General features: G+C 38.9%; 21 protein-coding genes and 1 rRNA gene. 16 read left to right on the top strand and 6 right to left on the bottom strand.

What is annotated here, in order from left to right; all coding sequences use genetic code 11:
* Window positions 1-79: 79 nt before the first annotated feature.
* Genes CEF18_RS13590 through CEF18_RS13580 form a run of 3 tightly spaced genes read left to right on the top strand, consistent with a single transcriptional unit; the run spans window position 80 to window position 2,800 of the window.
* Complete coding sequence (locus CEF18_RS13590) at window positions 80-1,693, top strand: gamma-glutamyltransferase family protein (protein ID WP_110936963.1); 1,614 nt, start codon at window positions 80-82, stop codon at window positions 1,691-1,693.
* Between the two features lie 13 nt (window positions 1,694-1,706).
* The gene (locus CEF18_RS13585) at window positions 1,707-2,273 is read left to right on the top strand and encodes a chromate transporter (RefSeq protein ID WP_110936962.1); all 567 of its coding nucleotides are present in this window, start codon (window positions 1,707-1,709) and stop codon (window positions 2,271-2,273) included.
* Complete coding sequence (locus tag CEF18_RS13580; protein WP_110936961.1) at window positions 2,270-2,800, top strand: chromate transporter; 531 nt, start codon at window positions 2,270-2,272, stop codon at window positions 2,798-2,800. The genes CEF18_RS13585 and CEF18_RS13580 overlap by 4 nt, the downstream gene beginning before the upstream one ends.
* A gap of 14 nt (window positions 2,801-2,814) precedes the next feature.
* Here the strand turns inward: CEF18_RS13580 and CEF18_RS13575 are convergent, their stop codons facing one another.
* Complete coding sequence (locus CEF18_RS13575) at window positions 2,815-3,039, bottom strand: hypothetical protein (RefSeq protein ID WP_110936960.1); 225 nt, start codon at window positions 3,037-3,039, stop codon at window positions 2,815-2,817.
* A gap of 135 nt (window positions 3,040-3,174) precedes the next feature.
* Here CEF18_RS13575 and fabL point away from each other — a divergent pair, with 135 nt between their 5' ends.
* From fabL to CEF18_RS13550, 5 genes are all read left to right on the top strand, one after another.
* Window positions 3,175-3,933: an enoyl-[acyl-carrier-protein] reductase FabL gene (gene fabL, locus CEF18_RS13570; RefSeq protein WP_110936959.1), complete on the top strand. Its 759-nt coding sequence runs from the start codon at window positions 3,175-3,177 to the stop codon at window positions 3,931-3,933.
* A 62-nt stretch (window positions 3,934-3,995) separates the two neighbouring features.
* Window positions 3,996-4,196 (top strand): gamma-type small acid-soluble spore protein, encoded by a 201-nt coding sequence (locus CEF18_RS13565; protein ID WP_110936958.1) that lies wholly within the window; start codon window positions 3,996-3,998, stop codon window positions 4,194-4,196.
* Window positions 4,197-4,457: 261 nt separating this feature from the next.
* A complete protein-coding gene (locus CEF18_RS13560) occupies window positions 4,458-4,925 on the top strand; it encodes a DUF3939 domain-containing protein (protein ID WP_110936957.1) in 468 nt (155 codons plus the stop codon).
* Window positions 4,926-5,224: 299 nt separating this feature from the next.
* Window positions 5,225-5,752, top strand: a complete 528-nt coding sequence (gene ntdP / locus CEF18_RS13555) for a nucleoside tri-diphosphate phosphatase (protein ID WP_110937700.1) — start codon at window positions 5,225-5,227, stop codon at window positions 5,750-5,752.
* 243 nt (window positions 5,753-5,995) lie between these two features.
* On the top strand, window positions 5,996-7,738 hold the full coding sequence (locus CEF18_RS13550; protein ID WP_110936956.1) for an ABC transporter ATP-binding protein: 1,743 nt from the start codon (window positions 5,996-5,998) through the stop codon (window positions 7,736-7,738).
* Window positions 7,739-8,295: 557 nt separating this feature from the next.
* Here CEF18_RS13550 and CEF18_RS13545 read toward each other — a convergent pair.
* The 3 genes from CEF18_RS13545 to CEF18_RS13535 all read right to left on the bottom strand — a co-directional run bounded on the left by CEF18_RS13545 (window position 8,296) and on the right by CEF18_RS13535 (window position 16,016).
* The gene (locus CEF18_RS13545) at window positions 8,296-9,378 is read right to left on the bottom strand and encodes an FUSC family protein (protein ID WP_110936955.1); all 1,083 of its coding nucleotides are present in this window, start codon (window positions 9,376-9,378) and stop codon (window positions 8,296-8,298) included.
* Window positions 9,379-9,813: 435 nt separating this feature from the next.
* Entirely contained in the window at window positions 9,814-14,337 is a 4,524-nt protein-coding gene (locus tag CEF18_RS13540) for a glutamate synthase-related protein (RefSeq protein ID WP_407690400.1), read from the bottom strand.
* A 383-nt stretch (window positions 14,338-14,720) separates the two neighbouring features.
* A complete protein-coding gene (locus tag CEF18_RS13535) occupies window positions 14,721-16,016 on the bottom strand; it encodes a glutamate-1-semialdehyde 2,1-aminomutase (protein WP_110936954.1) in 1,296 nt (431 codons plus the stop codon).
* A gap of 135 nt (window positions 16,017-16,151) precedes the next feature.
* Between CEF18_RS13535 and CEF18_RS13530 the strand changes: the two genes are divergently transcribed.
* Together CEF18_RS13530 and bcp are read left to right on the top strand one after the other, a co-directional pair.
* A complete protein-coding gene (locus tag CEF18_RS13530) occupies window positions 16,152-16,592 on the top strand; it encodes a potassium channel family protein (RefSeq protein ID WP_110936953.1) in 441 nt (146 codons plus the stop codon).
* 57 nt (window positions 16,593-16,649) lie between these two features.
* Entirely contained in the window at window positions 16,650-17,120 is a 471-nt protein-coding gene (bcp, locus tag CEF18_RS13525; protein ID WP_110936952.1) for a thioredoxin-dependent thiol peroxidase, read from the top strand.
* A 147-nt stretch (window positions 17,121-17,267) separates the two neighbouring features.
* Here bcp and CEF18_RS13520 read toward each other — a convergent pair whose 3' ends face one another.
* The gene (locus CEF18_RS13520) at window positions 17,268-17,468 is read right to left on the bottom strand and encodes a DUF2188 domain-containing protein (RefSeq protein ID WP_110936951.1); all 201 of its coding nucleotides are present in this window, start codon (window positions 17,466-17,468) and stop codon (window positions 17,268-17,270) included.
* Window positions 17,469-17,790: 322 nt separating this feature from the next.
* Here CEF18_RS13520 and CEF18_RS26860 point away from each other — a divergent pair, with 322 nt between their 5' ends.
* The 4 genes from CEF18_RS26860 to perR all read left to right on the top strand — a co-directional run bounded on the left by CEF18_RS26860 (window position 17,791) and on the right by perR (window position 19,213).
* A complete protein-coding gene (locus CEF18_RS26860; protein WP_259457940.1) occupies window positions 17,791-17,916 on the top strand; it encodes a hypothetical protein in 126 nt (41 codons plus the stop codon).
* A 73-nt stretch (window positions 17,917-17,989) separates the two neighbouring features.
* Window positions 17,990-18,166, top strand: a complete 177-nt coding sequence (locus CEF18_RS25945; RefSeq protein ID WP_183041140.1) for a hypothetical protein — start codon at window positions 17,990-17,992, stop codon at window positions 18,164-18,166.
* Window positions 18,167-18,301: 135 nt separating this feature from the next.
* A complete protein-coding gene (locus tag CEF18_RS13515) occupies window positions 18,302-18,607 on the top strand; it encodes a cyclic-di-AMP receptor (protein ID WP_110936950.1) in 306 nt (101 codons plus the stop codon).
* Window positions 18,608-18,775: 168 nt separating this feature from the next.
* Entirely contained in the window at window positions 18,776-19,213 is a 438-nt protein-coding gene (gene perR / locus CEF18_RS13510) for a peroxide-responsive transcriptional repressor PerR (protein ID WP_110936949.1), read from the top strand.
* Window positions 19,214-19,665: 452 nt separating this feature from the next.
* Here the strand turns inward: perR and CEF18_RS13505 are convergent, their stop codons facing one another.
* A complete protein-coding gene (locus tag CEF18_RS13505; protein WP_110936948.1) occupies window positions 19,666-20,025 on the bottom strand; it encodes a YgzB family protein in 360 nt (119 codons plus the stop codon).
* Window positions 20,026-20,228: 203 nt separating this feature from the next.
* Here CEF18_RS13505 and CEF18_RS13500 point away from each other — a divergent pair, with 203 nt between their 5' ends.
* Window positions 20,229-21,113, top strand: coding sequence for a nucleotidyltransferase-like protein (locus CEF18_RS13500; protein ID WP_110936947.1), 885 nt, complete (start codon window positions 20,229-20,231; stop codon window positions 21,111-21,113).
* Between the two features lie 764 nt (window positions 21,114-21,877).
* A 16S ribosomal RNA gene (locus CEF18_RS13495) occupies window positions 21,878-23,445 on the top strand.
* Window positions 23,446-23,662 lie beyond the last annotated feature (217 nt).

Here is a 23,662-nt window from a genome sequence, read left to right as displayed (position 1 = left end):
AACGAAACCTCTCAAGGTACAACTATGCCTAACTGGAAATATGCTAAGATAATGATTACTATTTCAAGGGGGATCTACTATGAAAAATTCAAGTGCGAATCAATACCCTTATTCATCTAGGCGTACGGTTACATACGGACATAATGGCATGGTTGCAACTTCTCAACCTTTAGCAAGCCAAGCGGGATTAGATATGATAAAAAAGGGTGGCAATGCTATTGACGCTGCAATTGCAACAGCAGCTTGTCTTACTGTTGTTGAACCAACTTCTAACGGTATAGGAGGAGATGCCTTTGCGTTAGTTTGGACAAAAAATAAGCTTCATGGATTGAACGCGAGTGGTCCGGCCCCCCAAGGTATTTCTATTGAAAAGTTAAAAAAAGCAGGAATCAATGAAATTCCCAAGTTTGGTTTAACACCTGTGACGGTACCGGGTGCTCCTTCAGCTTGGGTCGAGCTTTCTGAAAAGCTTGGGAAACTTCCTATAATAGAAGTATTGGAACCGGCAATAAACTATGCCCGTAATGGATTCCCGTTAAGTCCAACACTTGCTTATAATTGGGAAAAAGGTGTGGAAAATTTCCGGAAAGTTTTGAAAGGTGAGGAGTTTCAAGGCTGGTTTGACACGTTTGCACCAGATGGCAGGATACCTAAAGCTGGAGAGTTGTGGAAGTCAGAGGGGCATGCCCGAACTTTGGAACTAATAGGTGAAACAAAAGGGGAAGTTTTTTATCGCGGTGAGCTAGCAGATAAAATAGATGAGTTTTCCAAAAAGTTTGGTGGCTTTATTCGAAAAGAGGACCTAGGAGCCTTCCGACCGGAATGGGTCGATCCTATTTCCGTGAATTACAAAGGTTATGACGTTTGGGAAATACCGCCGAATGGTCAAGGAATAGTCGCACTCATGGCATTAAATATGCTAAAGAACGATGAGTTTAATGCTCGCGAAGATGTTAATACATACCATAAACAAATTGAAGCAATAAAGCTGGCATTTGCTGACGGGGAAAAATACATTACCGAAAAAGGCAGTATGAGTCAAAGCGTAGAAAATATGTTAAGTGAAGCCTACGGAGAAAAACGTCGTCATTTAATTGCAGAAGAAGCGCTAACACCTGAGGCAGGAGAACCGGATGCTGGTGGTACTGTTTACTTATCAACTGCTGATGGAGACGGTAATATGGTTTCATTCATACAAAGCAACTATATGGGTTTTGGTTCAGGATTAGTTGTTCCGGGAACAGGTATTTCTCTACAAAATCGCGGACATAATTTTAGTCTTGATCCCGAGCATGATAATGCACTTGAACCTGGCAAGCGGACCTACCATACGATTATTCCCGGGTTTTTAACGAAAGGGAAAGAAGCAATTGGACCGTTTGGTGTAATGGGTGGGTTTATGCAACCCCAAGGACATTTACAAGTAGTCATGAATACGATTGATTTTGGACTGAATCCTCAAGCTGCATTAGATGCTCCTAGATGGCAGTGGATGAAAGATAAACAAGTATTATTAGAGCATAGTGTTCCAAACTTCATTGCTCAAGCCCTGTCAGCTAAAGGGCATGATATTCAATTAACACATATGTCGGGTAGCTTTGGACGTGGTCAAATCATTTGGAGAGATCCCTTTACTGGTGTATTGGCTGGTGGAACAGAATCTCGTACAGATGGCGCCATTGCCGTTTACTAAGGGGAATGAAAAAATGAATCAATCAAATATATTTATGGCATTCTTCCGTGTTGGAATTCTTGGATATGGAGGAGGACCTGCATCTATTCCTCTTATTCAAAAAGAAGCAGTTGATATCTATAAGTGGATGGATGAAGAAGAATTCTCAGATACCCTGGCAATCGGAAATACATTGCCAGGTCCTATCGCAACAAAACTTGCCGGGTATATAGGGTATCGTGTCGGCGGAATATTAGGGATGATAAATGCAATTGTTGCTTCGGTTATTCCAACAGTCATTCTAATGATTATTTTGTTAACCTCACTTGCTTCCTTTCGGGAGTACGAATGGGTTCAGGGAATGACAAAAGGTGTGTTACCTGTAGTAGCTGTTATGCTAGGTGTTTTAACATGGGGATTTATTGAAAAATCAAAGAATGATCTCGGTTGGCTTAAAGCTATTTTTTTAATTATTATTTCTATTGTGTTGATTGAGTTAGCGGGGATTCATCCAGCAATTATTATCGGGTTGTTAATTATTATCGTTTTAGTAAATCCATTCTCACGCAGCTTATCTAAAGAGGCTGGTGAAAAAGAATGATTTACTGGGAGATTTTCTTGGCATTTTTTATTCCTGGAATTGTTGGATACGGGGGAGGACCCGCAACGATCCCACTTATTGAATATGAGATAGTTCATCGCTACGGTTGGATGAGTATTGAAGAGTTCGGAGAGGTTTTGGCATTAGGTAATGCATTGCCGGGTCCGATTGCTACAAAAATGGCAGGGTACATTGGTTTTGAGCAAGCAGGTATTTTAGGGGCCACTATTGGATTATTTGCAACGATAGCACCCTCTTTAATTCTGATGATTATTCTTCTTAGTGTTTTACAAAGTTTTAAAAAATCACCTAAAGTTAAGCAATTATCGACCATAGTTAGACCAACAATTGCTGTACTTTTAGGGGCAATGACAGTGCGATTTGTAGAAACATCCTATTTGGACAGCGGCTGGCTGCAAACTGGATTTATTGTAATTGTTAGTTACTTTTTAATGGAAAAACGAAAGGTTCATCCTGCATTGGTTATTTTAGGTTCTCTCATTTATGGAGCGATTTTTCTGAGATGATCGTTTGGTGGATATTAATCAATTTGAATTCGAGTGCCACTTGTCCAATCTCCCTCCATTTTAGGCAGTCCGCCTCGGTTAACAATTTCTTCGATGATTTCGCGATGAATAACGACACCCTCTGCATTAGCATAAGGTGTGATCTGTTGAAAGAGCTGGTGAAAATAAGCTAGTTCTTTTTCTGTCCAATTTGTTTTAGACATTGTTGAAAGCTCAGTCATATCTCTGCCAACGTACATAAGCGATCCTCTCCTTTTTGTGGTATCATACGATATTAGGAACAAGCAAAATATCAACATTAATTTTTGCGATTATGATAGTAGTTTTTACATAAAAACAAGCCTTCTATACAATTTTTAAAAGGAGAAGATAATATGACGAAAAGTGATAAAGTGGCATTAGTTACAGGGAGTAGTCGAGGGATCGGTAAAAAAATTGCTTTAAAATTAGCTGAAAAAGGCTATGATGTAGTCATTAATTTCGCGAGAAGCAGGGAAAAAGCGGAAGAAACAGCAGAAGAAATAAGGAAACTCGGACGAAGAGCGATTACTGTGAGAGCAAACATTGCAAAAAAAGAAAAAGTACAAGAGATGTTTGAAAAAATTGATGAAGAGTTTGGACGGATAGATGTCCTTATTAATAATGCTGCATCGGGTGTGTTACGTCCGGTTCTAGAGCTCGAGGAGAGTCATTGGGATTGGACAATGAATATTAACAATAAAGCGATGTTATTTTGTTCGCAAATGGCGGCACAACGAATGAAGAAACAAGGAACGGGTGGTGCTATCGTTAGCTTGAGTTCTTTAGGTGCGGGGAGATACTTGAAAAACTATACTACTGTAGGAGTTTCAAAAGCTGCTGTTGAGGCATTAACGAGATATTTAGCTGTAGAATTGGCACCTTATCAAATCCGTGTAAATGCTGTTTCAGGAGGAGCGGTGGATACAGAAGCACTTACTCATTTTCCTAATCGAGACGAATTATTAGGTGATTCTAAAGAACGCACTCCTGCTGGACGGCTTGTAGAGCCGGAGGATTTAGCGAATGCTGCTTTATTTTTAGTTTCAGAAGAAGCAACGATGATATGTGGTCAGACGATTATTGTTGATGGTGGTATTTCACTGTTAACGTAATAATTTTTTTTGGATAAGATGTTTCTCCTCTGGTTATATTAACTTTTGTGGAGGTGATACACATGGCTAACAATCAACAGAACCAAAACGCTTCTAAAACTAATCCGCAAGAAGTGAAGCGCCAAAATCAACAATCTGCACAAAACCAAGGACAAAAAACTGAGTTTGCAAGTGAAACAGACGCGCAAGAGGTTAGACGTCAAAATCAGCAATCTAACCAGCGTAAGCAGCAAGCTTCTTCTAAAGGACAACAGCAACAATAATAATAACATTCTCTCTTTTCTCAAATTTTAAAGAGTAAGAATGTAATGTTGTCATGTCTCACGGCCCTTTCCTTAATTACAGGAAAGGGCTTTTTTATGGTAATAACTGGGGGGACAGTCCCCCCAGTTATTACCATCGTTTTAAAATTAGCAAAACAATAGTATAATGAGAGGGAGAGAGTATGCTGAGGCTTAATATGTTGATGTGACACAGATAGTTTCCATTGTAATTTAGTGCTCATATTTCAAGGAGTGGTAAATGTGTTCTTTAGAAAAGCTCGCAAAGAGAATAAAAAGAAAGAAGAGGAAGAAGAAGAAGTAGTAAAGGAGATCGAAGCTACAATAGAGGAAGTTCGAACTGCAGTGAATGAATTTGCCCTTAATTTAGACAATGGAATTTCCCTACGCAGTATCGTATTAGATACACATGAAATAGATTTTGAACTTTTACATTCATATTTAGGCGGTAAACCAAATAAACCCTTTTATATGTCAAAGGAGACCTTCGAAGTTTTTGAAGATCCAGATTATCCGAAACACATTGATCATTGTCAGATCGCCTGTGATCAATATTTTCTGGAAACTGGAGAAGAACCAATTGTTCAAGGAGATAAAACAAGAACGATCAGTTATTTTAAATTGAAAAATTATTTAGTGAAAAACCCACCATTTGAATTGTTTTTAGATCCAAATGATCGGATGGTAACGCATCGGAAAAAAAGTAACTGAAGATCCCACAGGACGTTTTTTGAGAGATAATAATTTATAAAATGGGCAGCTACCTTCACACCGCACGTATCAAGGGAAACCCACCCTCCTTTCGAGTAGCACCTTCACCCATTACGTAGGTGCTACTCGGGGCGGTGGAAGCTGACGCTGTATTTAATAAAAGACGGCTAAGCCGTTTTTCTTCTCCGAGGAGACTGAATGTTGCCTGTGGAAATCGTCCCATTAGTGAATTCAAGCACCACTCTGTTCTAATTAAGGAGCAATTTCTAGAAAAGTTATTAAGAAAGGAGCGTACGCATGTGAAATTCCCTCAAATTGGAAGTAATATAGAAGTACAAAGCTATAAACACAATGGACATCTACATCGTGTTTGGGAAGAAACGATTATTTTAAAAGGAACATCTCAAGAAATTGTTGGCGGAAATGACCGAATAATTGTTCATGAATCCGATGGTCGTCAATGGCGTACCCGAGAGCCGGCTATTTGCTACTTTACAGCAAAACATTGGTTTAACGTCATTGGAATGATTAGAAACGACGGAATTTATTATTACTGTAATTTAGGAACTCCTTTTACTTATGATGATGAAGCACTTAAATATATAGATTATGATTTAGATATCAAAGTTTTTCCTGATATGACTTATAAACTATTGGATGAAGATGAGTTTGCTTTACATAAGAATCAAATGAAGTATCCTGAGGAAGTAGAGCATATACTTTGGAAGACTGTTGACGAACTGGTATCATGGATAAGTCAACAAAAGGGACCATTTGAGCCAGCGTTTATTGAGTATTGGTACGAACGATTTTTACAACACCGATAAAATGAAAGTTGCTAATAAAAGAGAGCGGCTCATGTATTATGAGCCGTCTCTTCTTTGCTTTACAAGGTAAGAAAGTATAAGATGACAGCTCTTTTCGCCGCAAGTATCAAGGGAAACTCACCCTTCATTTCGAGTAGCACCTACACTCAGTTACGTAGGTGCTACTCGGGGTGGCGAAAGATCACGCTGTTTATAATAAAAGACGCTACGCGTTTTTCTTATATAAAGTAGGAGATGTTTGACTTGGATAGTATGAAAAGATACATGAGTTTTGTAAAACCATATTGGAAACAAATAGTGCTAACTGTTCTTATCGGTATGGTGAAATTTGGGATACCGTTAATGATGCCTTTGGTTATAAGATATGTTATTGATGATATTATTGGAGCAGAGGGACTGTCTAGTAATGAGCAATTGAGTAACCTTTACTGGTTAATGGGAATAGTATTTGTCTTATTTGTGATCATCAGACCTCCAGTTGAATATTATCGTCAATATTTAGCGCAATGGATAGGAAATAAAGTATTGTATGATATTCGCGATGGTTTATTTCATCATTTACAAAAACTAAGTCTTAAGTTTTACTCAAATAGTAAATCCGGAGAAGTTATTTCCCGAGTCATTAATGACGTAGAGCAAACAAAGAACTTTGTTATGACAGGTATGATGAATATTTGGATTGACCTGTTTACGATTATTGTTGCTATTATAATTATGTTAACGATGGATGTTTCACTTACCTTAGTTGCCATTGCATTATTACCATTTTATGGGTTTGCAATTAAGTATTTCTTTAGTAAACTGCGCGATATGACACGTCGGCGTTCTCAGGCACTTGCTGAAGTACAAGGGCATTTGCATGAACGACTTCAAGGGATGAATGTGATACGAAGTTTTGCCTTAGAGGATTACGAGCAAAAGGAATTTGATACGCGCAATGAAAACTTCTTTTCTAAAGCAGTTGATCATACGAGATGGAACGCAAAGACGTTTGCAGTAGTAAATACAATTACGGATATAGCCCCAATTCTTGTGATCGGTTTTGCCGGGGTATTGGTTATACAAAACGGCTTAACGGTAGGTACAATGGTTGCATTTGTTGCATATATGGATCAATTATACAGTCCTTTACGCAGGCTTGTTAATTCTTCAACAATTCTTACGCAAGCAGTTGCTTCCATGGATAGAGTGTTCGAACTTATTGATGAGAAATATGATATTGAAGACAAAGAAGATGCTGTACCATATTCTCATCCGCAGGGAGAAGTCATCTTTGACAGAGTCAACTTTCATTATATAGAGAATGAGCCTGTCTTAAAGGATGTCAGCTTTCGCGTTGAAAGAGGAGAAACAGTTGCGATAGTTGGTATGAGCGGGGGCGGAAAAAGTACGATTATGAGTTTAATTCCTCGTTTTCATGATGTAACTGAGGGTAGAATTGTTATTGATGGTAAAGATGTCAGGGATTATCAAGTGCGATCATTGCGAGATCGAGTTGGAATGGTTCTGCAGGATAATGTCATATTTAGTGATTCCGTTATGTTTAATATTAAAATGGGGAAACCGGAAGCAACAGATGAAGAAGTATACAGCGCAGCAGAAGCAGCTAATGCTGACGAATTCATTCGTGCTCTCCCAGAAGGTTATGCTACCAATATTGGAGAACGTGGTGTGAAATTGTCAGGAGGACAAAAACAAAGGTTAGCTATTGCACGTGTATTTTTAAAAAGTCCGGAAATCCTTGTTTTTGATGAAGCGACGAGTTCGTTAGATTTAGAAAGTGAAAGCTTAATTCAACAATCCTTGTTTCGTTTAGCGGAAAATCGAACTACTTTTATCGTAGCTCATCGTCTTTCCACCATTACACATTCAGATAAAATTATTGTAATTGATCATGGAAGAATGGTAGAGATGGGAAGTCATGATGAACTTATGAAAAAACAAGGTGCCTATTATAACTTGTTTCAAATTCAAAAGTTTAATTAATAATCCATTGTTACTAAATTTTCTTGTTTTGGATAAGAAGTTTGGAGAATCAAAGCGCGGCGAAATCTCAAAATAACATAAAAAAATAATGGCACTGAAAAAGATGATTCTTTTTCAGTGCCATTTTGATGTGGATTTTTTGATGTTGTCATTTTACTTTGAGCAGAGTTGCTCGAATCCGCTCTAGGCGGACGCTTTACGCGGGCAATGCTTCAGTCTCCTCGGGAAAGTTCGTCCCTGCGAGGTCTTTAGCTATTGCTTTTCCCGCAGGGAGTCGCCGCCTTCGCTACTTCGAATTATTTGTTCAAAAAAATTTTTTTAAGTCCAGAAATAATAACGATAATAACTATTACGTAAACTCCCTTAAAAAAATGTTGTTTGGAAGAATCCGTGAGACTCCTGTGGAAGAATGATTCAAGCGAGACCCCGCAGAGCGTCAGTTTGCTCGAGGAGGCTCGCTTGATCATCCACGGAAAGCGAGCGGAATTCTTCCAAACAACCTTCGTGATAACGATGTAATAAAATAGATACAAAAGACGCAATGCACTTTTATTAATTTAGTATTGATCTCTCTCTTTTATATTCACTTCATTGTCATCTGTATGATAAGTGAAGAAACCGTCAACGAGTTTGTCTAAATGCTCTAATTCTTCACTATATTCAACGATAAGTGCAATGACAGGAAGAAATTGAATCCACTCATCCAGATCTATTTGATCATCACGATGGTAGGTCATAAATACATTTATGAGTTGGTGCTTACCGGAGTGAATCTCATCGTAAAACTGTTCGGTAGATTGTTTCTTCACTTTACCCATGTACTTTAAAAGAATCCGTTCATGATAATTAGTTAGGTAATCAACTTGAAGCTGCATGAGTTGTTCTAATTCCTCTGGCAACTGTGTTAAAACATTGTCATGTTTACTCAAGCTTTTCAATATTTCTTTAGCTTTTTTTGTAGTAACAAGCATTTGCCTAAATAGGACAACCTTTCGCATTCGTGCGTATTCATTTTTCTTGAAATAATTTCTCTCTTCTTTATATAACGTATAAAGGGTTTCTAGCTTTCCAACAGAACCACGGATTTTTTTCATATCCTGGTTTAATGTCTGGTACTCTACCTCATGATGTAAAATCAATCGAATCCATTGAATAATTTTATCATTTGTATCTGTAATCCGATGATACAGCTGGTTTTCGTGTTTTGGGGGCAAAAAAATCATATTTACAATAAATGCGGAAAATACCCCAATCATTACTAATAGAAACCGGTTTGCTGCAAAGTTTATAAAATCTTCGGTCGGATTCCCCATAATAATAATCGCAGTAACGACCGCTAAAGGGATAATATCCTCTTTTTTAAATTTAATATGAATAGCAATAATTAGTAATACAACAACACCTACAACAAAGGGTTCGTGCCCAAAAGCTAAAACGAATACTATTGCTAGTACAGCACTTACGACATTTGCTTGAATTTGGTCCCAAATAAGTGTCAAACTTTTGTGGACGGATGGTTGTACGGCAAAAAATGCAGCTAACCCTCCAAATACAGGCGCCTCGTGGCCTAGCCAAATAGCGGCGTATAAAGCAAGGGTTACGGCCAATCCGGTTTTGAAAATACGTGCTCCTAGCCTCATAATTATTCCAGTTCCTTTCGAAAACAATGCTAATGATAAAGGTCGGCAGATTTTGTTCTAAGATAAGAATTTATAAATTAGCAGCTACCTTCACGCCGCACGTATCAAGGGAAAACCCACCCCCTTTCGAGTAGCACCTACACGCACTTCGTAGGGGCTACTCGGCGGCGGAAGCTGACGCTGTATTTAATAAAAGACGGCTCTGCCATTTTTCTTAGTAAGAAAGTATTTGACTAATAATTAAAAAGTTGACTTTAAAATTGTACTATACACCTCTTTCTGTAAAACTGCAACCGGTGAAAATTCTCGTCGCTAGAATAATAATTACTGGATTTTCAATGTTTATTTGAAGGCTCTGCTAAACAGAAAACTCCGGAAAACAGACATTAAAGCCTGTTTTCTGGAGTTAGTATATATATGAGTTTATATAGAATTTTATTCTGTTGATACTGCTGGATCTGCTTGTAGTTTAACAGGAGTAACTTGCCTGAAGTAAACAGATGGATTTTCCAACAGTTTAACGACAAGACCTTTTTCTTCGTCTTGGTTAAGCAGAGCCAATTCATCTCTGTATAAACTGAGAAGTTCAGTAACATCTTTGATGCCTTTGTCAGATAGAGGCTCGATAGACACCTTTGCCCCTTTTGCAATACGTGACAAAAGAGTACTTTCATCTAAGCCCATAGCCGGATCTAGTCTGAGGTAAACGACACCACCTGTCATTCCTGCTGCCATCCACGGTCCGGGATCACCCATAACAAGTCCTCTGCCATTAGTCATATATTCAAACGCAAAGCCTTTAATATTTGCAGTTATTCCAATATTATAGTGTTGATCTTTTTTTAAAGGTGTTTTAAGTCGTCCTCCAAAAATCATATCTGCTCCTGATAAGCGAATCCCAGCTCGTGAATCTGCATTTCCTTGAACAATAAACAAGCCTTTTTGTGCGCCGTATCCAATACCCTTCCCTACAGATCCATTTAGCAATTCTCCATGTGCTCCTTTTGTTTTAAATATTTTGAAAGAGCCGCCAAAAGATGTTTTTCCGACACCGTCCTGTGCTCCCCCTGTGATATGAATATTCACGCCTTCGCTATTATAAGCGCCTAAACCATTGCCAAGAATCGAACCTTTCGAGTAACGCAAATCTATCTCAGGAAGTGAACGATAGGAACCATCTAATTTATCTCTAACTCTGTGACAAGAGACGCGACTACCTAACACACGCTGTTCACTGGTTACTGCTTCGAAATTACGAGATGTGGTAAGCTCCTGGGAATTACCGTCTAAATAATCAAACTCTGCACCAGCTGCAACTGCAAGTTGACGTTCTGATGTTTCCTCCAACACCTTCACTGGTTCGAAGGGGGCTAAGTCTTGCTCTGGAAGGGTTGAAAGCAACTCTGTTAAATCGAGATTTAGTTCTCCTCGAGTTTGTTCTAATAAATCAGCTCGGCCAACCATTTCTTGCGTATTTTTAAAGCCTAATGATGCAGTAACGGATTGTAGTTCTTTACCGAAAGCTTGAAACAGGTTAGTAAGTCCTTGAACTGCATTCTCAAAATCTCGTGGAACAAAACGTCGCAGACCATGGTCTTTTGCTTGTGTTTCTGTTTCAATTTGGGTAGCAATACCCACATGACAAGTATCCAAATGACAGCCTCGACAAGCTGTACAACCAACTGCGATCATCGATAATGTCCCGAAGCCAATCCGATTTGCCCCGAGAAGCATAAGCTTCACCGCATCTTCCACGCTTTTAACACCACCATCGGCCCAGAGCTCTACTTTATGTCTGAGTCCAGCTTCTAGAAGGGCAAAGTGAGCCGCTTTTACTCCTATCTCTGCGGGTAATCCAACGTGCTGAAGAGCATGTACCCGGGCGGCACCTGTGCCACCATCAAAACCGCTTAATGTGATAAAATCAGCACCGGCTTTTGCGATTCCGACAGAAATGGTTCCAATATTAGGTACGATAGGTACTTTTACAGCCACCTTTGCTTGGTCGTTTGCAGTTTTAATTTCTGTTATCATTTGCGCTAAATCTTCAATCGAATAAATATCATGATTATTGGATGGGGAAATCAAATCGGATCCAGTTGTCGCATTCCGGGCAGCAGCAACTTTATCCGTGACTTTTGATCCCGGTAAATGACCGCCTTCTCCAGGTTTGGCTCCTTGACCAATTTTTATTTCTAATAAATTTGTGGAATTCAGCAGTTCTACGTTCACTCCAAATCGCCCAGAAGCAATTTGTTGACCGCGTGTATTCGGATACTTTCCAAGCATATCCTTGATTTCTCCACCTTCACCGTTAAAACTAATCATGTTTAACCGGTTTGCTGCTTCAGCATAGGCGCGGAATGCAACTTCCCCCTGAGATCCAAATGACATCGAACTAATCATAAATGGTAAATCATGTTTGCCTACACCAACATTCACATCTGTTGGTTCAATATCGGATTGTATCTCTTTTAATTTTGTATAATGTCGAATAGTAATTGGATTTTTTTCTTCTTGTTCAGATATTTTCTCTTTAAAAACATTGTACTCAATTTTTCCAGCTGCTAATTCCCCAAGAGACTTCCAAATTCGCGGGAAAATATGAAATGTTTTTCCTGGACGAACTTTATCATTATGGTAGTCTTCTTTGCGGAGGATGCTATCAGCTTTCATACTATTGAAATTAAAGCTTAAATCATTACTGCCAAGATAGTTTACTACATCAAGGTAATCGGCAATTTCTTCATTTAAACCTATAGCAGAAAAGAGACGCCCATATCCCCTCAGTTCATGAATACCAATAGTAGATATGATTTTTTCCAGTCCTTTATTTAACGCACTATACAATTTCGTCGCAGGTTCTGGACTATCCTCCAAGACTGTCGAAAACATCACATAAGGATGAATGAGATCTGTACCTAAACCAAATACAACCGCTATGTCATGCAGTGTGCGAATACTACCGGAGCGAAGAACTATGGAACAATCACGTCTTAGCTTCATACTAGTTAAGCCTTGATCCACAGCTGATATTGCTAGATGAGGATCAAGCCAATAGGATTGACCTGTATGAGTTCCGTGATCATCAAAGACGAGAAAGGACTTACCAGATTTAACAGCTGTTTCAGCCTCGTTCTTCAAACGATTTAATGCGTCTACAACTTCTTCGTCTTCTAAACGGACAAGTTGAAAAACAGCTAGTTCATTATTTTCTTGATAATATTCTACTAACCCTTCAAAGGTAGGATGATGATATTCAGATTCTAATCCTTTCCCAGCTTTTCCTTCTGCAATTAAAGGAGAGTCTAGCTCGATAATATTTTTCACTGATTCTGATTTAAAAAGGCTGGGACGTTTTCCTATAATTACCCGAGTGGAGAAGTGTTCCATTTCCCTGTCTCGGTCAATGGCTGGATTTGTCACTACTGCAACACTTTCCTTAATAAAATCTGCGACATTTTTTCGGCCAGGATGAAGGGCAGCCAGGGGAGCATCGTGACCAAGTGAACGAATTGGTTCCGCTCCTTTATCAGCCATCTGTTCAATGAGTTGGATATGTTCACGGTCCCATCCATTTGCAGCATAAACAGAAGGAATAATGGTTTGTTGGAAAAGTGTTTTGCTTGTTCGTTTTTTCCATTTTGTTGTGAGACGCTGACCAGCCCCTTTAATGAAAAGCTTTGGAGAAAGGCGTTGATATACTTCTTCCTGAAGTTCATTATGCGATAATACTTCGATCGTACCGAAGTTATTTCGCTTAATTCCAACTTTTTCACCGGGTGCCAATGGCTTCGGATCTGATACGTAAACGTCGGTTGTGAAAATACCTTGTTCGGAAGAAAAAATAAAACTTGTCTCTGTTTCAAGCATCCAAACTGGTCGTAACCCTAAAGAATCTACGCTGAAAACAGCTTCATCACCAAGTCGTGATATAATACCTGCTGGACCTTGAGCGAAGTGACCCCAGGCTTCTCTTATATATGTGTACAGATCTTTCAGGTGAGGAGGATAATGTTTTATTTCATGCACGATGGGCGGAAACATTATTTCTAGCGCTTCAAATAATGATACCCCTTTACGGGATACAAATGTATCAATAATACGATTCAAATCCTGTGAATCACTACCGCTCTCCACGAGTGGAACTCCAACCATATTAGCTTCGTCCCTAAGCTTTGCAATTGTGTTTATTTCACCATTATGTCCAATAACACTAAATGGCTGCACACGAAAAAAGTTAGAAAGGGTATTCGTAGAATAACGATTATGGCCTAACGTTGTTGTGGAAGCGACAGAGGGATCAGCTAAATCATTGTAATATTTCGGGAGAATATCCCCAGCGCCCATTACTTTATAAACAGCATTTTCATTACTTAAAGAAGCTACATGGACAGCAAGGTTTTTTTCACAAGTTATTGTAAGATCAAAGAGAGTGGAGCGAATGTCTTTTATTTCTAATGTACTGTCAATTTCAAAAGCGACCTGCCAGAAAATAGGCTCGACTCTCCTGGCAATAGGCCCTAAAGCTTGTGGGTTGGTTTGTGCTGTACTTTCAAATATCAGCTTGAGTCCGTTGGCAGAAAAAAAATCTTTCATTTCTTGTTGAAATTTACTAGTTTCAGGTGTGCGTTCAATAAATAAATGCCCAACAACAAATGAAGGAGAATCAACCACTGTTGAATGAACGTTAACAGCATCGAGTTTTTTCTTCCATAGAGCTCGAGGAATGTCAATGTGAATACCAACACCATCGCCTTCTTCATTGGTGAAGCCTGCTCGGTGATTCATCTTTAAAAGGGCTTGGATAGTGTCATCGATGTTTTTCTTTAGGGGGATATTTTCTTTTTCAATAAAAGATACAATACCACAACTGTCATGTTCATTCTTTAATGCTCCACGGAATCGTTGAATTTCTTTTGATACGTTATTCATAATGTCTGGTCGAAGGTCGACCATCACCTCCTAAATAAGATCAAAGCCAATCCTTTACGTTAAAAAACCTGCCAACAAAACTGCATAGAAATGTAAATGGACAAGGTGTCAGAATTATCAGTTAATTTTACCATCAATTCTGATTAATATCAATTATTAATACAATCGGAATCTCAACTACGAACAAAAATAATTGTTGAAAATAGAAGACTGCATCCCTTATCGGATAAAGAAATAAAGAAGTGGCTATAGCCACTTCTTTATTTCAAAAGATAAGAATTTATAAAATTAGCAGCTACCTTCACGCCGCAAGTATCAAGGGAAACCCACCCTTGATACTTAAATGATGGCGGCGGAAGCTGACGCTGTATTTAACAAAAGACGGCTATGCCGTTTTTCTTATAACACTATGCAAAATCCCAGTTGGAGAATACAGCTTCTACCGTTTCGATGGTCTTTTCTATGTCTGCTTCTGAATGTTCCGTTGTCAAAAACCACGCTTCATACTTTGATGGAGCCAAGTTAATACCGCGTTTTAGCATCTGCTTGAAAAAATATGCAAACATTTCTCCGTTGCTGTTTTCAGCATGTTCGTAGTTACTAACGTGTTCGACATCAAAATAAACAGTGAGTGCACCCATGAGACGATTAATGGTGATTGGAATGTTGTAAGCTTGTGCTGCTTTATGGATGCCAGCCTCTAATTGTTCCCCTAACTGATCCATTGTTTTATATACATTTGGTTCTTTTAATAATTCAAGGCAGGCAATCCCTGCGCGAATGGATGCAGGGTTTCCCGCCATTGTTCCCGCTTGATAAGCAGGACCTAAGGGTGAAATTTGCTCCATAATATCACGCTTGCCCCCGTATGCTCCGATTGGAAGTCCGCCGCCGATAATTTTACCTAGTGCGGTTAAATCGGGTTCAACCTGCAATAAGTTTTGGGCGCCACCATAGCCGAATCTGAACGCAGTAATCACTTCATCATAGATCACAAGCGCACCGGCTTTATGGGTAATCTCATTTATAGCCTCTAAAAATCCTGCTTCAGGTTCAACAATCCCAAAGTTACCTACAATTGGTTCTACTAAAACTCCAGCAACTTCCGTTCCCCAATGATTGATCGCTTCTCGAAAAGCTTCCACATCATTAAAAGGAACCGTAATGACCTCTTGAGCAATACTTTTTGGAACACCAGCTGAATCAGGGTTTCCTAAAGTGGAGGGTCCAGACCCCGCAGCAACAAGTACTAAGTCAGAATGACCGTGATAGCATCCAGCGAATTTAATGATTTTATCTCTACCAGTGTAGGCTCGAGCTACTCGGATCGTTGTCATCACTGCTTCCGTGCCAGAATTGACAAAGCGTACCCTTTCTAAAGATGGAATAGCATCACGAAGCATCGTAGCAAATTTGTTTTCGTGAGTTGTCGGTGTACCGTAAAGAACTCCGTCTTCTGCGGCAGCTTGTATCGCTTTCGTAATATGAGAATGCGCGTGCCCAGTAATGATTGGCCCATAGGCTGCTAAGTAATCAATATATTTATTATCATCTTCGTCCCAAAAATAAGGTCCTTTTGCTTTTTTCATAAAAACAGGTGTTCCTCCGCCTATACCTTTAAAGGAACGAGATGGGCTGTTTACCCCACCTAAAATAACATCCTTTGCTTCTTTATAAAATTGTTCTGACTTTTCGAATCCCATGAAAGAGAACCTCCTAATATCCAACGTTTTAACAAAGATGATTGTACCATGAACAATGAGAAAGCTTCATCTTTATAAAGCAAAACCTGTCCTAATTACTCCCATACTTTCATAAAATAGTGTTGAGGTGATTAAATGGATATCCTTTTTTTTAGTGTCATAATTATTACTGCCTTACTGGGGATCTTTGGAAGTGTCGTATTATTAATCCGTCACCAACCTGAGGGAGGAAGAAGAATTTCGTTTCAACACTTTATCATGCTATTAGCGGTATATGCGACGGTTATGTTAGGATTTGGAATTCTTTACATGAGCCTTGAATTACTAGGGGTCCCTCTTTTGAGAGAAGGGAAGGACATACAAACCGAATCCTATTTGCATTTAATAGAAGATGTTCTTTACTTCAGTGCTGTTACATTGCTGACTGTCGGCTATGGCGACATTATTCCTCAAGGGATTGGGAGATGGATAGCGATTATTCAAGCACTCATTGGTTATTTGTTACCAGCGGCTTTTGTCATCACAACTGTCGTTCACTATGATAAGTCCAAAGAAAAACGTGCCGATCGTTTGTAGTGAACCTCTGAATTGGGTATGATGAAGAGAGAGACTATACTTGAGGAGGAACAATGAATGACATTAGAAGTAGGACAAACAGTTCCAGATCGAACTTTAAAGGCAACGAATAATAAAGAGGTTACTCTTTCAGATTACCGTGGTAGATATGTGGTTCTTTATTTCTATCCTAAAGATATGACACCAGGCTGCACGACAGAAGCTTGTGACTTCAGGGATAACCATGAAAGTTTCAAAGAATTAGATGCGGTTATTTTAGGGGTAAGTCCAGATCCAGTAGCACGTCATGAAAAGTTTATTGATAAACATGATTTGCCCTTTGAATTACTAGCCGACGAAGAACATGAATTAGCCGAAGATTTTGGTGTGTGGCAACTTAAAAAGAACTTTGGAAAAGAATCCATGGGCATTGTCAGATCGACCTTTGTGATTGATAAAGAAGGGAAACTTATTAAAGAATGGCGCCAAGTCAAGGTGGAAGATCATGTAGCGGAAGCTTTAGAGTTCTTGAGAGAGGACTCTAAATAAATAAGAAAAACGGCATAGCCGTTTTTTATTCTCTAAAACTAAGCATTTTAAATTCTTTAAATTAAAAAGAAGCAAGACCGACTAAAAGCGGTCTTGCTTCTTATTTTACGATTAATACGAAAGATGTCCAACTAAGCCATGAGTTTCTTAATTGAAATTTTTCTCATCAACTATTTCATTTTTGTGGTTATAGATAATTAGCTGACTTGGTGTATTGTCTTGTGCAACCTTTTCAACAGCTTCAATTGCTTCAGTCATTTTATCAAATTCCTTTTCGGGTGCTACATCCTCAATTTTTAAAAACCATGCGTCAGCATCTTTATTTGGTCTAACTGTATATTTTTTCATTTAAAAAACACTCCTTATAACATTAATTTAACTATATTTTTCTATTTCCCACCCCGTTTATGGATTAAACGTTACTTTTTCTGTAAGGTTGAAAAAGTAATCGCATTAGGAAGTTTAGAGAAGTGACTTTGAATAGCTTGCAAAAGGGAGGCTGTTGCCGTTTAATCAGCTATGTTAATATTAAAGGTAACAATTGAGATTAAAGAAGAAGCGTCAATAATCGTTGTTAGATTAGAAAAATACGGGTGGTATTCTAGCATCTGATGATTCAATCATCTATGGAGAAGATTTAGAAGAACGTTACATTGAAGTGGCTTCTAACATGAAATGGATAGCGATAATCTCTGCAGAATTGGATCTAATTCCATTCCAAAAGATTATTTTTACTAATACAAAGAGGCTTCATGCTATCCCAATTGCTGAATATACTATTAACGCAATGTTATAAGAGTCTAGACAAAATGGAGAGATGGTTAATTCGAAAGCAAAAAGAATAGTCTGTTCACGTGTAAGCGAGCTCTATGGGAAACAATGGACATACTTGGTGCTGGAGCAATGGGTCGGGGATAGAAAAACTACCGAAAGCAATTGGAATGCATGTAGCTGAACTAACTCGCATTGGTAAAGAAAGGGAGTCATTTGACCAAATTATTACATATAATGAGCTACCTGTTATGCTAACTGCTGCTAATTTTTAGTATTAGTTCTGCTCAAAAAAGAAACCTATAACATATTATGTAAGCAACAGTATGATCAATAAAATCTGCAAGTAAATTGAAATAAGACGTATATTAATCAAAAGAGAATTAATATTTGAAAAGGGGGTCTTACGAATGAAACTAATGGTTTGTGTTGTCCAAAATTATTATCGGGTTGTGCTAGAGGAAGGTTTAAAAGAAAATGGTTATCGTATGACAGAATTAGCAAGTAGCGGAGGTTTTTTAAAACGGGGCAATACTACTTTTTTAATTGGGATTAAGGACACGGATATTGAGAATTTGAAAGAGAGAATGAAAGAAATTTGCTTAGCATATGAAAAAAAGAAAGGGAAGAGCAAGGGACCATCCAGCAGATATATATCTTTTTTAATTCAAGCAAAAGATGCACTGCCTCTTATGCAACAAGAAAAAAACCCTTGAATAAATAGAATTGGAATAAAGCGCTGTTAGGTTGTTTCGATTGACAAGAATTCATTAAGTTATGTATACTAATTGTAAAGATTATAAAGTGATAATGTTTATGGTATATTTTAATTACAGAATATATATTATAGTACGGTCTAGTTTTAATTAGAAGAGGTGATATCAATGGAAAACCATCGACTTGAAGATGCCCTGCTCTCACTAAAAAGCACGAAGGTTCGAATGACCCCTCAAAGGCATGCAATATTAGAATACTTGCTCAGTGCTCGTAGTCATCCAACTGCAGATGATATTTATAAAGCTTTGGAAACAAAATTTCCTAATATGAGTGTTGCTACTGTCTACAATAATCTCCGAGTTTTTAAAGAAGTAGGCTTAGTGAGAGAATTAACATATGGTGACTCATCTAGTAGGTTCGATAGTAACACCACTGATCATTATCATGTGATTTGTCAGGACTGCGGGAAAATTGTTGATTTTCATTACCCGGGACTTGATGAGGTGGAAACATTGGCGGAACACGTTACAGGGTTTAAAGTAACTGATCACCGTATGGAAATTTATGGGGAATGCCCAGAGTGTCAAAACCATCAAAAGCATTAAATTATAGGCTGGAGGGATGATCCTCCAGTTTTTTGTTGTTTTTGGAATAGAATCTTAAAAAGCGGGTAAGTGTCTATCTAGATTATCCTTTTAAAGCAGACCTTTAGATATCCTATTAATACAAAGACTTTAAATTACTTGAAAATAGCCTGAATCCCTTGTTATATAAAGGTTTCAGGCTCATTTTTTTTACAAGGATTTATAAAATTATCAGTATTACAGAGATTGTTGTTTTCGTCGAACAGAAGGGCTCGAATCCGCTCTAGGCGGATTCTTTCCGCGCGCGATGCTTCAGTTTCCTTGGGAAAGATCGTCCCTGCGGGGGTCTTCACCTATTGCATTTCCCACAGTCTCCACTCGAGCTTTTAAAAATCCAGGTTAAAGAAAGCAATTGCTTCTACTTTAAATTAGACGATTAAGACGTTACGCGTTTTTTACATGCAGAACTGCTATTATTGCTCTTTCCTTTTTTTACGATTATATTTTTCGTCAAACTCTTTACCTTCTAAGTCTTTGTCGAGTGTTAAGGGCTCATTGCAATGCATACAAGCATCCACTCGACCTAGCATCTTGGTATATTTATTGCAACTAGGGCAGAGCACTTGGACTGTTTTAGACGATAGCATGCCAATCCAAAAATAAATACCAGTGCTAGCAATGATGGATAAAAATCCTAATAACATCAACAGAGTCATAATGAGTGGGTTAGCTTGGAAGAACAAACCTAAATACATCACAATAATTCCACCGAAAATTAGTAATAACGCGAACGTTCTTATTTTATTTATTTTATTTGAATATTTAACAGCCATATCAACGCCTCCTGAGAAGAAATTATATCATAATAAATGCACAGTGATAACAGATAAACGATTTCATATCATGTAAAAGATAATTTATCGAGAAAAAAGGGATTTTTTATGGTGTGTCGAAAATAAATCATATAATAGAGTATACATAGAGAATCAATATTTAGTGTAAATACCTTTAGTTCATATTAGGGGAGGAAAGTTATATGGATGATTTGCTAAGACAGTTGTACCAAGATCGAACAAGTGATGAACACACTTTAGGTATAATAGCCATGGAAAAAAGAAAAGGACAAGATGCAAACACAGATTACTTCGATGAAGTTTTACTTGTAATAGTAGATAATACAAAATTAAAATGGACAACTAAACATTATGAATATCAGGAAAAAAAGGTCGCAATGCATTTGGTGAATACTGAACAATTACAAGATTGGCTCCTTAATAGTTCTAATAGGCGAGTGGTAAATTGGCTAATGACCGGAAAAGTTATATTTGATAGAAATGAATACATGAAGAAATTCAGAGAACAAATGAAAGAGTTTCCTATAGAAGAAAGGTTATTAAAGATAGGAGTAGAGTTTTCAAAATTGATTCGAAGATTTACGGATGGTAAAGGTCTTTTTCATGAAGGGCATTACTTAGACTCATATAATCACATTGTCCATGCGCTTCATCACTTAGCGCGATTGTCAGTTATTGAACATGGTTTTTATCCGGAAGTAACGGTGTGGCAGCAAGTTAAAAAAATAGAACCTGAAATCCATAAGCTATATTTTGAATTAGTAATGGGATCAGAACCAATCGACAAGAAATTAGAGCTTCTGCTGATAGCTAATGAGTTTGAACTGGTTACTAAAACTAAATTGGGTAGTGCGCATCTTCTATCTATCATGGATGAAAAGGATTCACCGTGGACTATTGAAGAGTTGAAGGAACAAGTTTCTGTGAAAGATTATTCATTGGATCTTAGTATAATGCTTGAGTATTTAGTGCAAAAGGGATATATAGATGTTGCGAAAGCAGAGACAAAAGGAAAGGCAATTTTTCATAGACAGTATGTAGTAAATCACATTTCTAAAAATGATTAGCAATTAACTAATAAAACAGGCAGAAAAGGTGGCCATGACTAGGTCTCCTTTTCTATTTGATTAAGTATAGATATTGTCCCTTTCTTCTATATAAGACTGTTTTCTAAAATGCTGTTATTTTCAATTAGAATTAGGAAGGTACTGAATTCGCTGAAAGTGAACGGTTTTTTGAGGTAACGTTGCTTCCTTTTTAGATAGTGATCATTCTGTGGGGGCTATACCTGCTCCTGCGGTTACTCTTTTCTAGAGGATTGTTTGTTGCTATTCTTTATTTTTGTTACTTCAAGATTCTATTCGAAAAAAACACCTTTATATATTAACATTTATTTAATGAACGTATACTCTATATAATTTATATGTTGTAAAAGAATATCTATAAATATTTTTTAATAAAGTGTTGCATTACAACATGGATACGTGGTATATTATTTCTTGTCGCCATAAGTTGATTTGAAAAAACAATTGATTTCCTTGTTAGTACAAATGAAAATAGTTGTTGACATGATAACGATATAAGTGTTATGATGATTAAGTCGCTAAAAAAACGACATTGAAACTAGACTCAGGTAACACATTGAGTCACCCTAAGTTTTTACTCTTAGGAAATGACCTTTGAAAACTAAACAAAAAGCCAAGCAAAGTGGGATATTTTAAAATATCCCGTCAAATGAAACAAATCGTTGAATGGTAACATTCGACAAACGCCAGACGAAAGTTTGGTTTTGATGTCTAGGACATCAAGCTTGATGATAAGTCATCATACTTTATCGGAGAGTTTGATCCTGGCTCAGGACGAACGCTGGCGGCGTGCCTAATACATGCAAGTCGAGCGCAGGAAACAAGCTGATCCCTTCGGGGTGACGCTTGTGGAATGAGCGGCGGACGGGTGAGTAACACGTGGGCAACCTGCCTTGTAGACTGGGATAACTCCGGGAAACCGGAGCTAATACCGGATGACCAACGGAATCGCATGATTCTGTTGTAAAAGTGGGGATTTATCCTCACACTACGAGATGGGCCCGCGGCGCATTAGCTAGTTGGTAAGGTAATGGCTTACCAAGGCAACGATGCGTAGCCGACCTGAGAGGGTGATCGGCCACACTGGAACTGAGACACGGTCCAGACTCCTACGGGAGGCAGCAGTAGGGAATCATCCGCAATGGGCGAAAGCCTGACGGTGCAACGCCGCGTGAACGATGAAGGTTTTCGGATCGTAAAGTTCTGTTATGAGGGAAGAACAAGTGCCGTTCGAATAGGGCGGCACCTTGACGGTACCTCACGAGAAAGCCCCGGCTAACTACGTGCCAGCAGCCGCGGTAATACGTAGGGGGCAAGCGTTGTCCGGAATTATTGGGCGTAAAGCGCGCGCAGGCGGTCTCTTAAGTCTGATGTGAAAGCCCACGGCTCAACCGTGGAGGGTCATTGGAAACTGGGGGACTTGAGTGTAGGAGAGGAAAGTGGAATTCCACGTGTAGCGGTGAAATGCGTAGATATGTGGAGGAACACCAGTGGCGAAGGCGACTTTCTGGCCTACAACTGACGCTGAGGTGCGAAAGCGTGGGGAGCAAACAGGATTAGATACCCTGGTAGTCCACGCCGTAAACGATGAGTGCTAGGTGTTAGGGGTTTCGATGCCCTTAGTGCCGAAGTTAACACATTAAGCACTCCGCCTGGGGAGTACGACCGCAAGGTTGAAACTCAAAGGAATTGACGGGGGCCCGCACAAGCAGTGGAGCATGTGGTTTAATTCGAAGCAACGCGAAGAACCTTACCAGGTCTTGACATCCTCTGACCACCCAAGAGATTGGGATTTCCCCTTCGGGGGACAGAGTGACAGGTGGTGCATGGTTGTCGTCAGCTCGTGTCGTGAGATGTTGGGTTAAGTCCCGCAACGAGCGCAACCCTTGATCTTAGTTGCCAGCATTCAGTTGGGCACTCTAAGGTGACTGCCGGTGATAAACCGGAGGAAGGTGGGGATGACGTCAAATCATCATGCCCCTTATGACCTGGGCTACACACGTGCTACAATGGATGGTACAAAGGGCTGCAAGACCGCGAGGTCAAGCGAATCCCATAAAGCCATTCTCAGTTCGGATTGCAGGCTGCAACTCGCCTGCATGAAGCCGGAATTGCTAGTAATCGCGGATCAGCATGCCGCGGTGAATACGTTCCCGGGCCTTGTACACACCGCCCGTCACACCACGAGAGTTTGTAACACCCGAAGTCGGTGAGGTAACCTTTTTGGAGCCAGCCGCCGAAGGTGGGACAGATGATTGGGGTGAAGTCGTAACAAGGTATCCCTACCGGAAGGTGGGGATGGATCACCTCCTTTCTAAGGAGCATTTAAGCTCAACTTATTGAATCGAACTTTGTCTTGGACTTTTTGTTTAGTTTTGAGAGGTTAGTCTCTCAAAGCTTCTTTTCTTTGAAAGAAGCCTTTGTCCTTTGAAAACTGGATAACGAAATGACTGAAAAGAATCACCGGTTATACCCTTTGAATACGTTCAAAGAAAGTGAACCGAGTGTCTTAGATGTAGGCTAAGAAAGAC

Origin of the sequence: Salipaludibacillus neizhouensis (assembly GCF_002886185.1) — a bacterium.
Lineage (GTDB): Bacteria > Bacillota > Bacilli > Bacillales > Salisediminibacteriaceae > Salipaludibacillus > Salipaludibacillus neizhouensis.
Note: the sequence above shows the minus strand (reverse complement) of the source record. Positions and strands in the feature narration are given on the sequence as shown.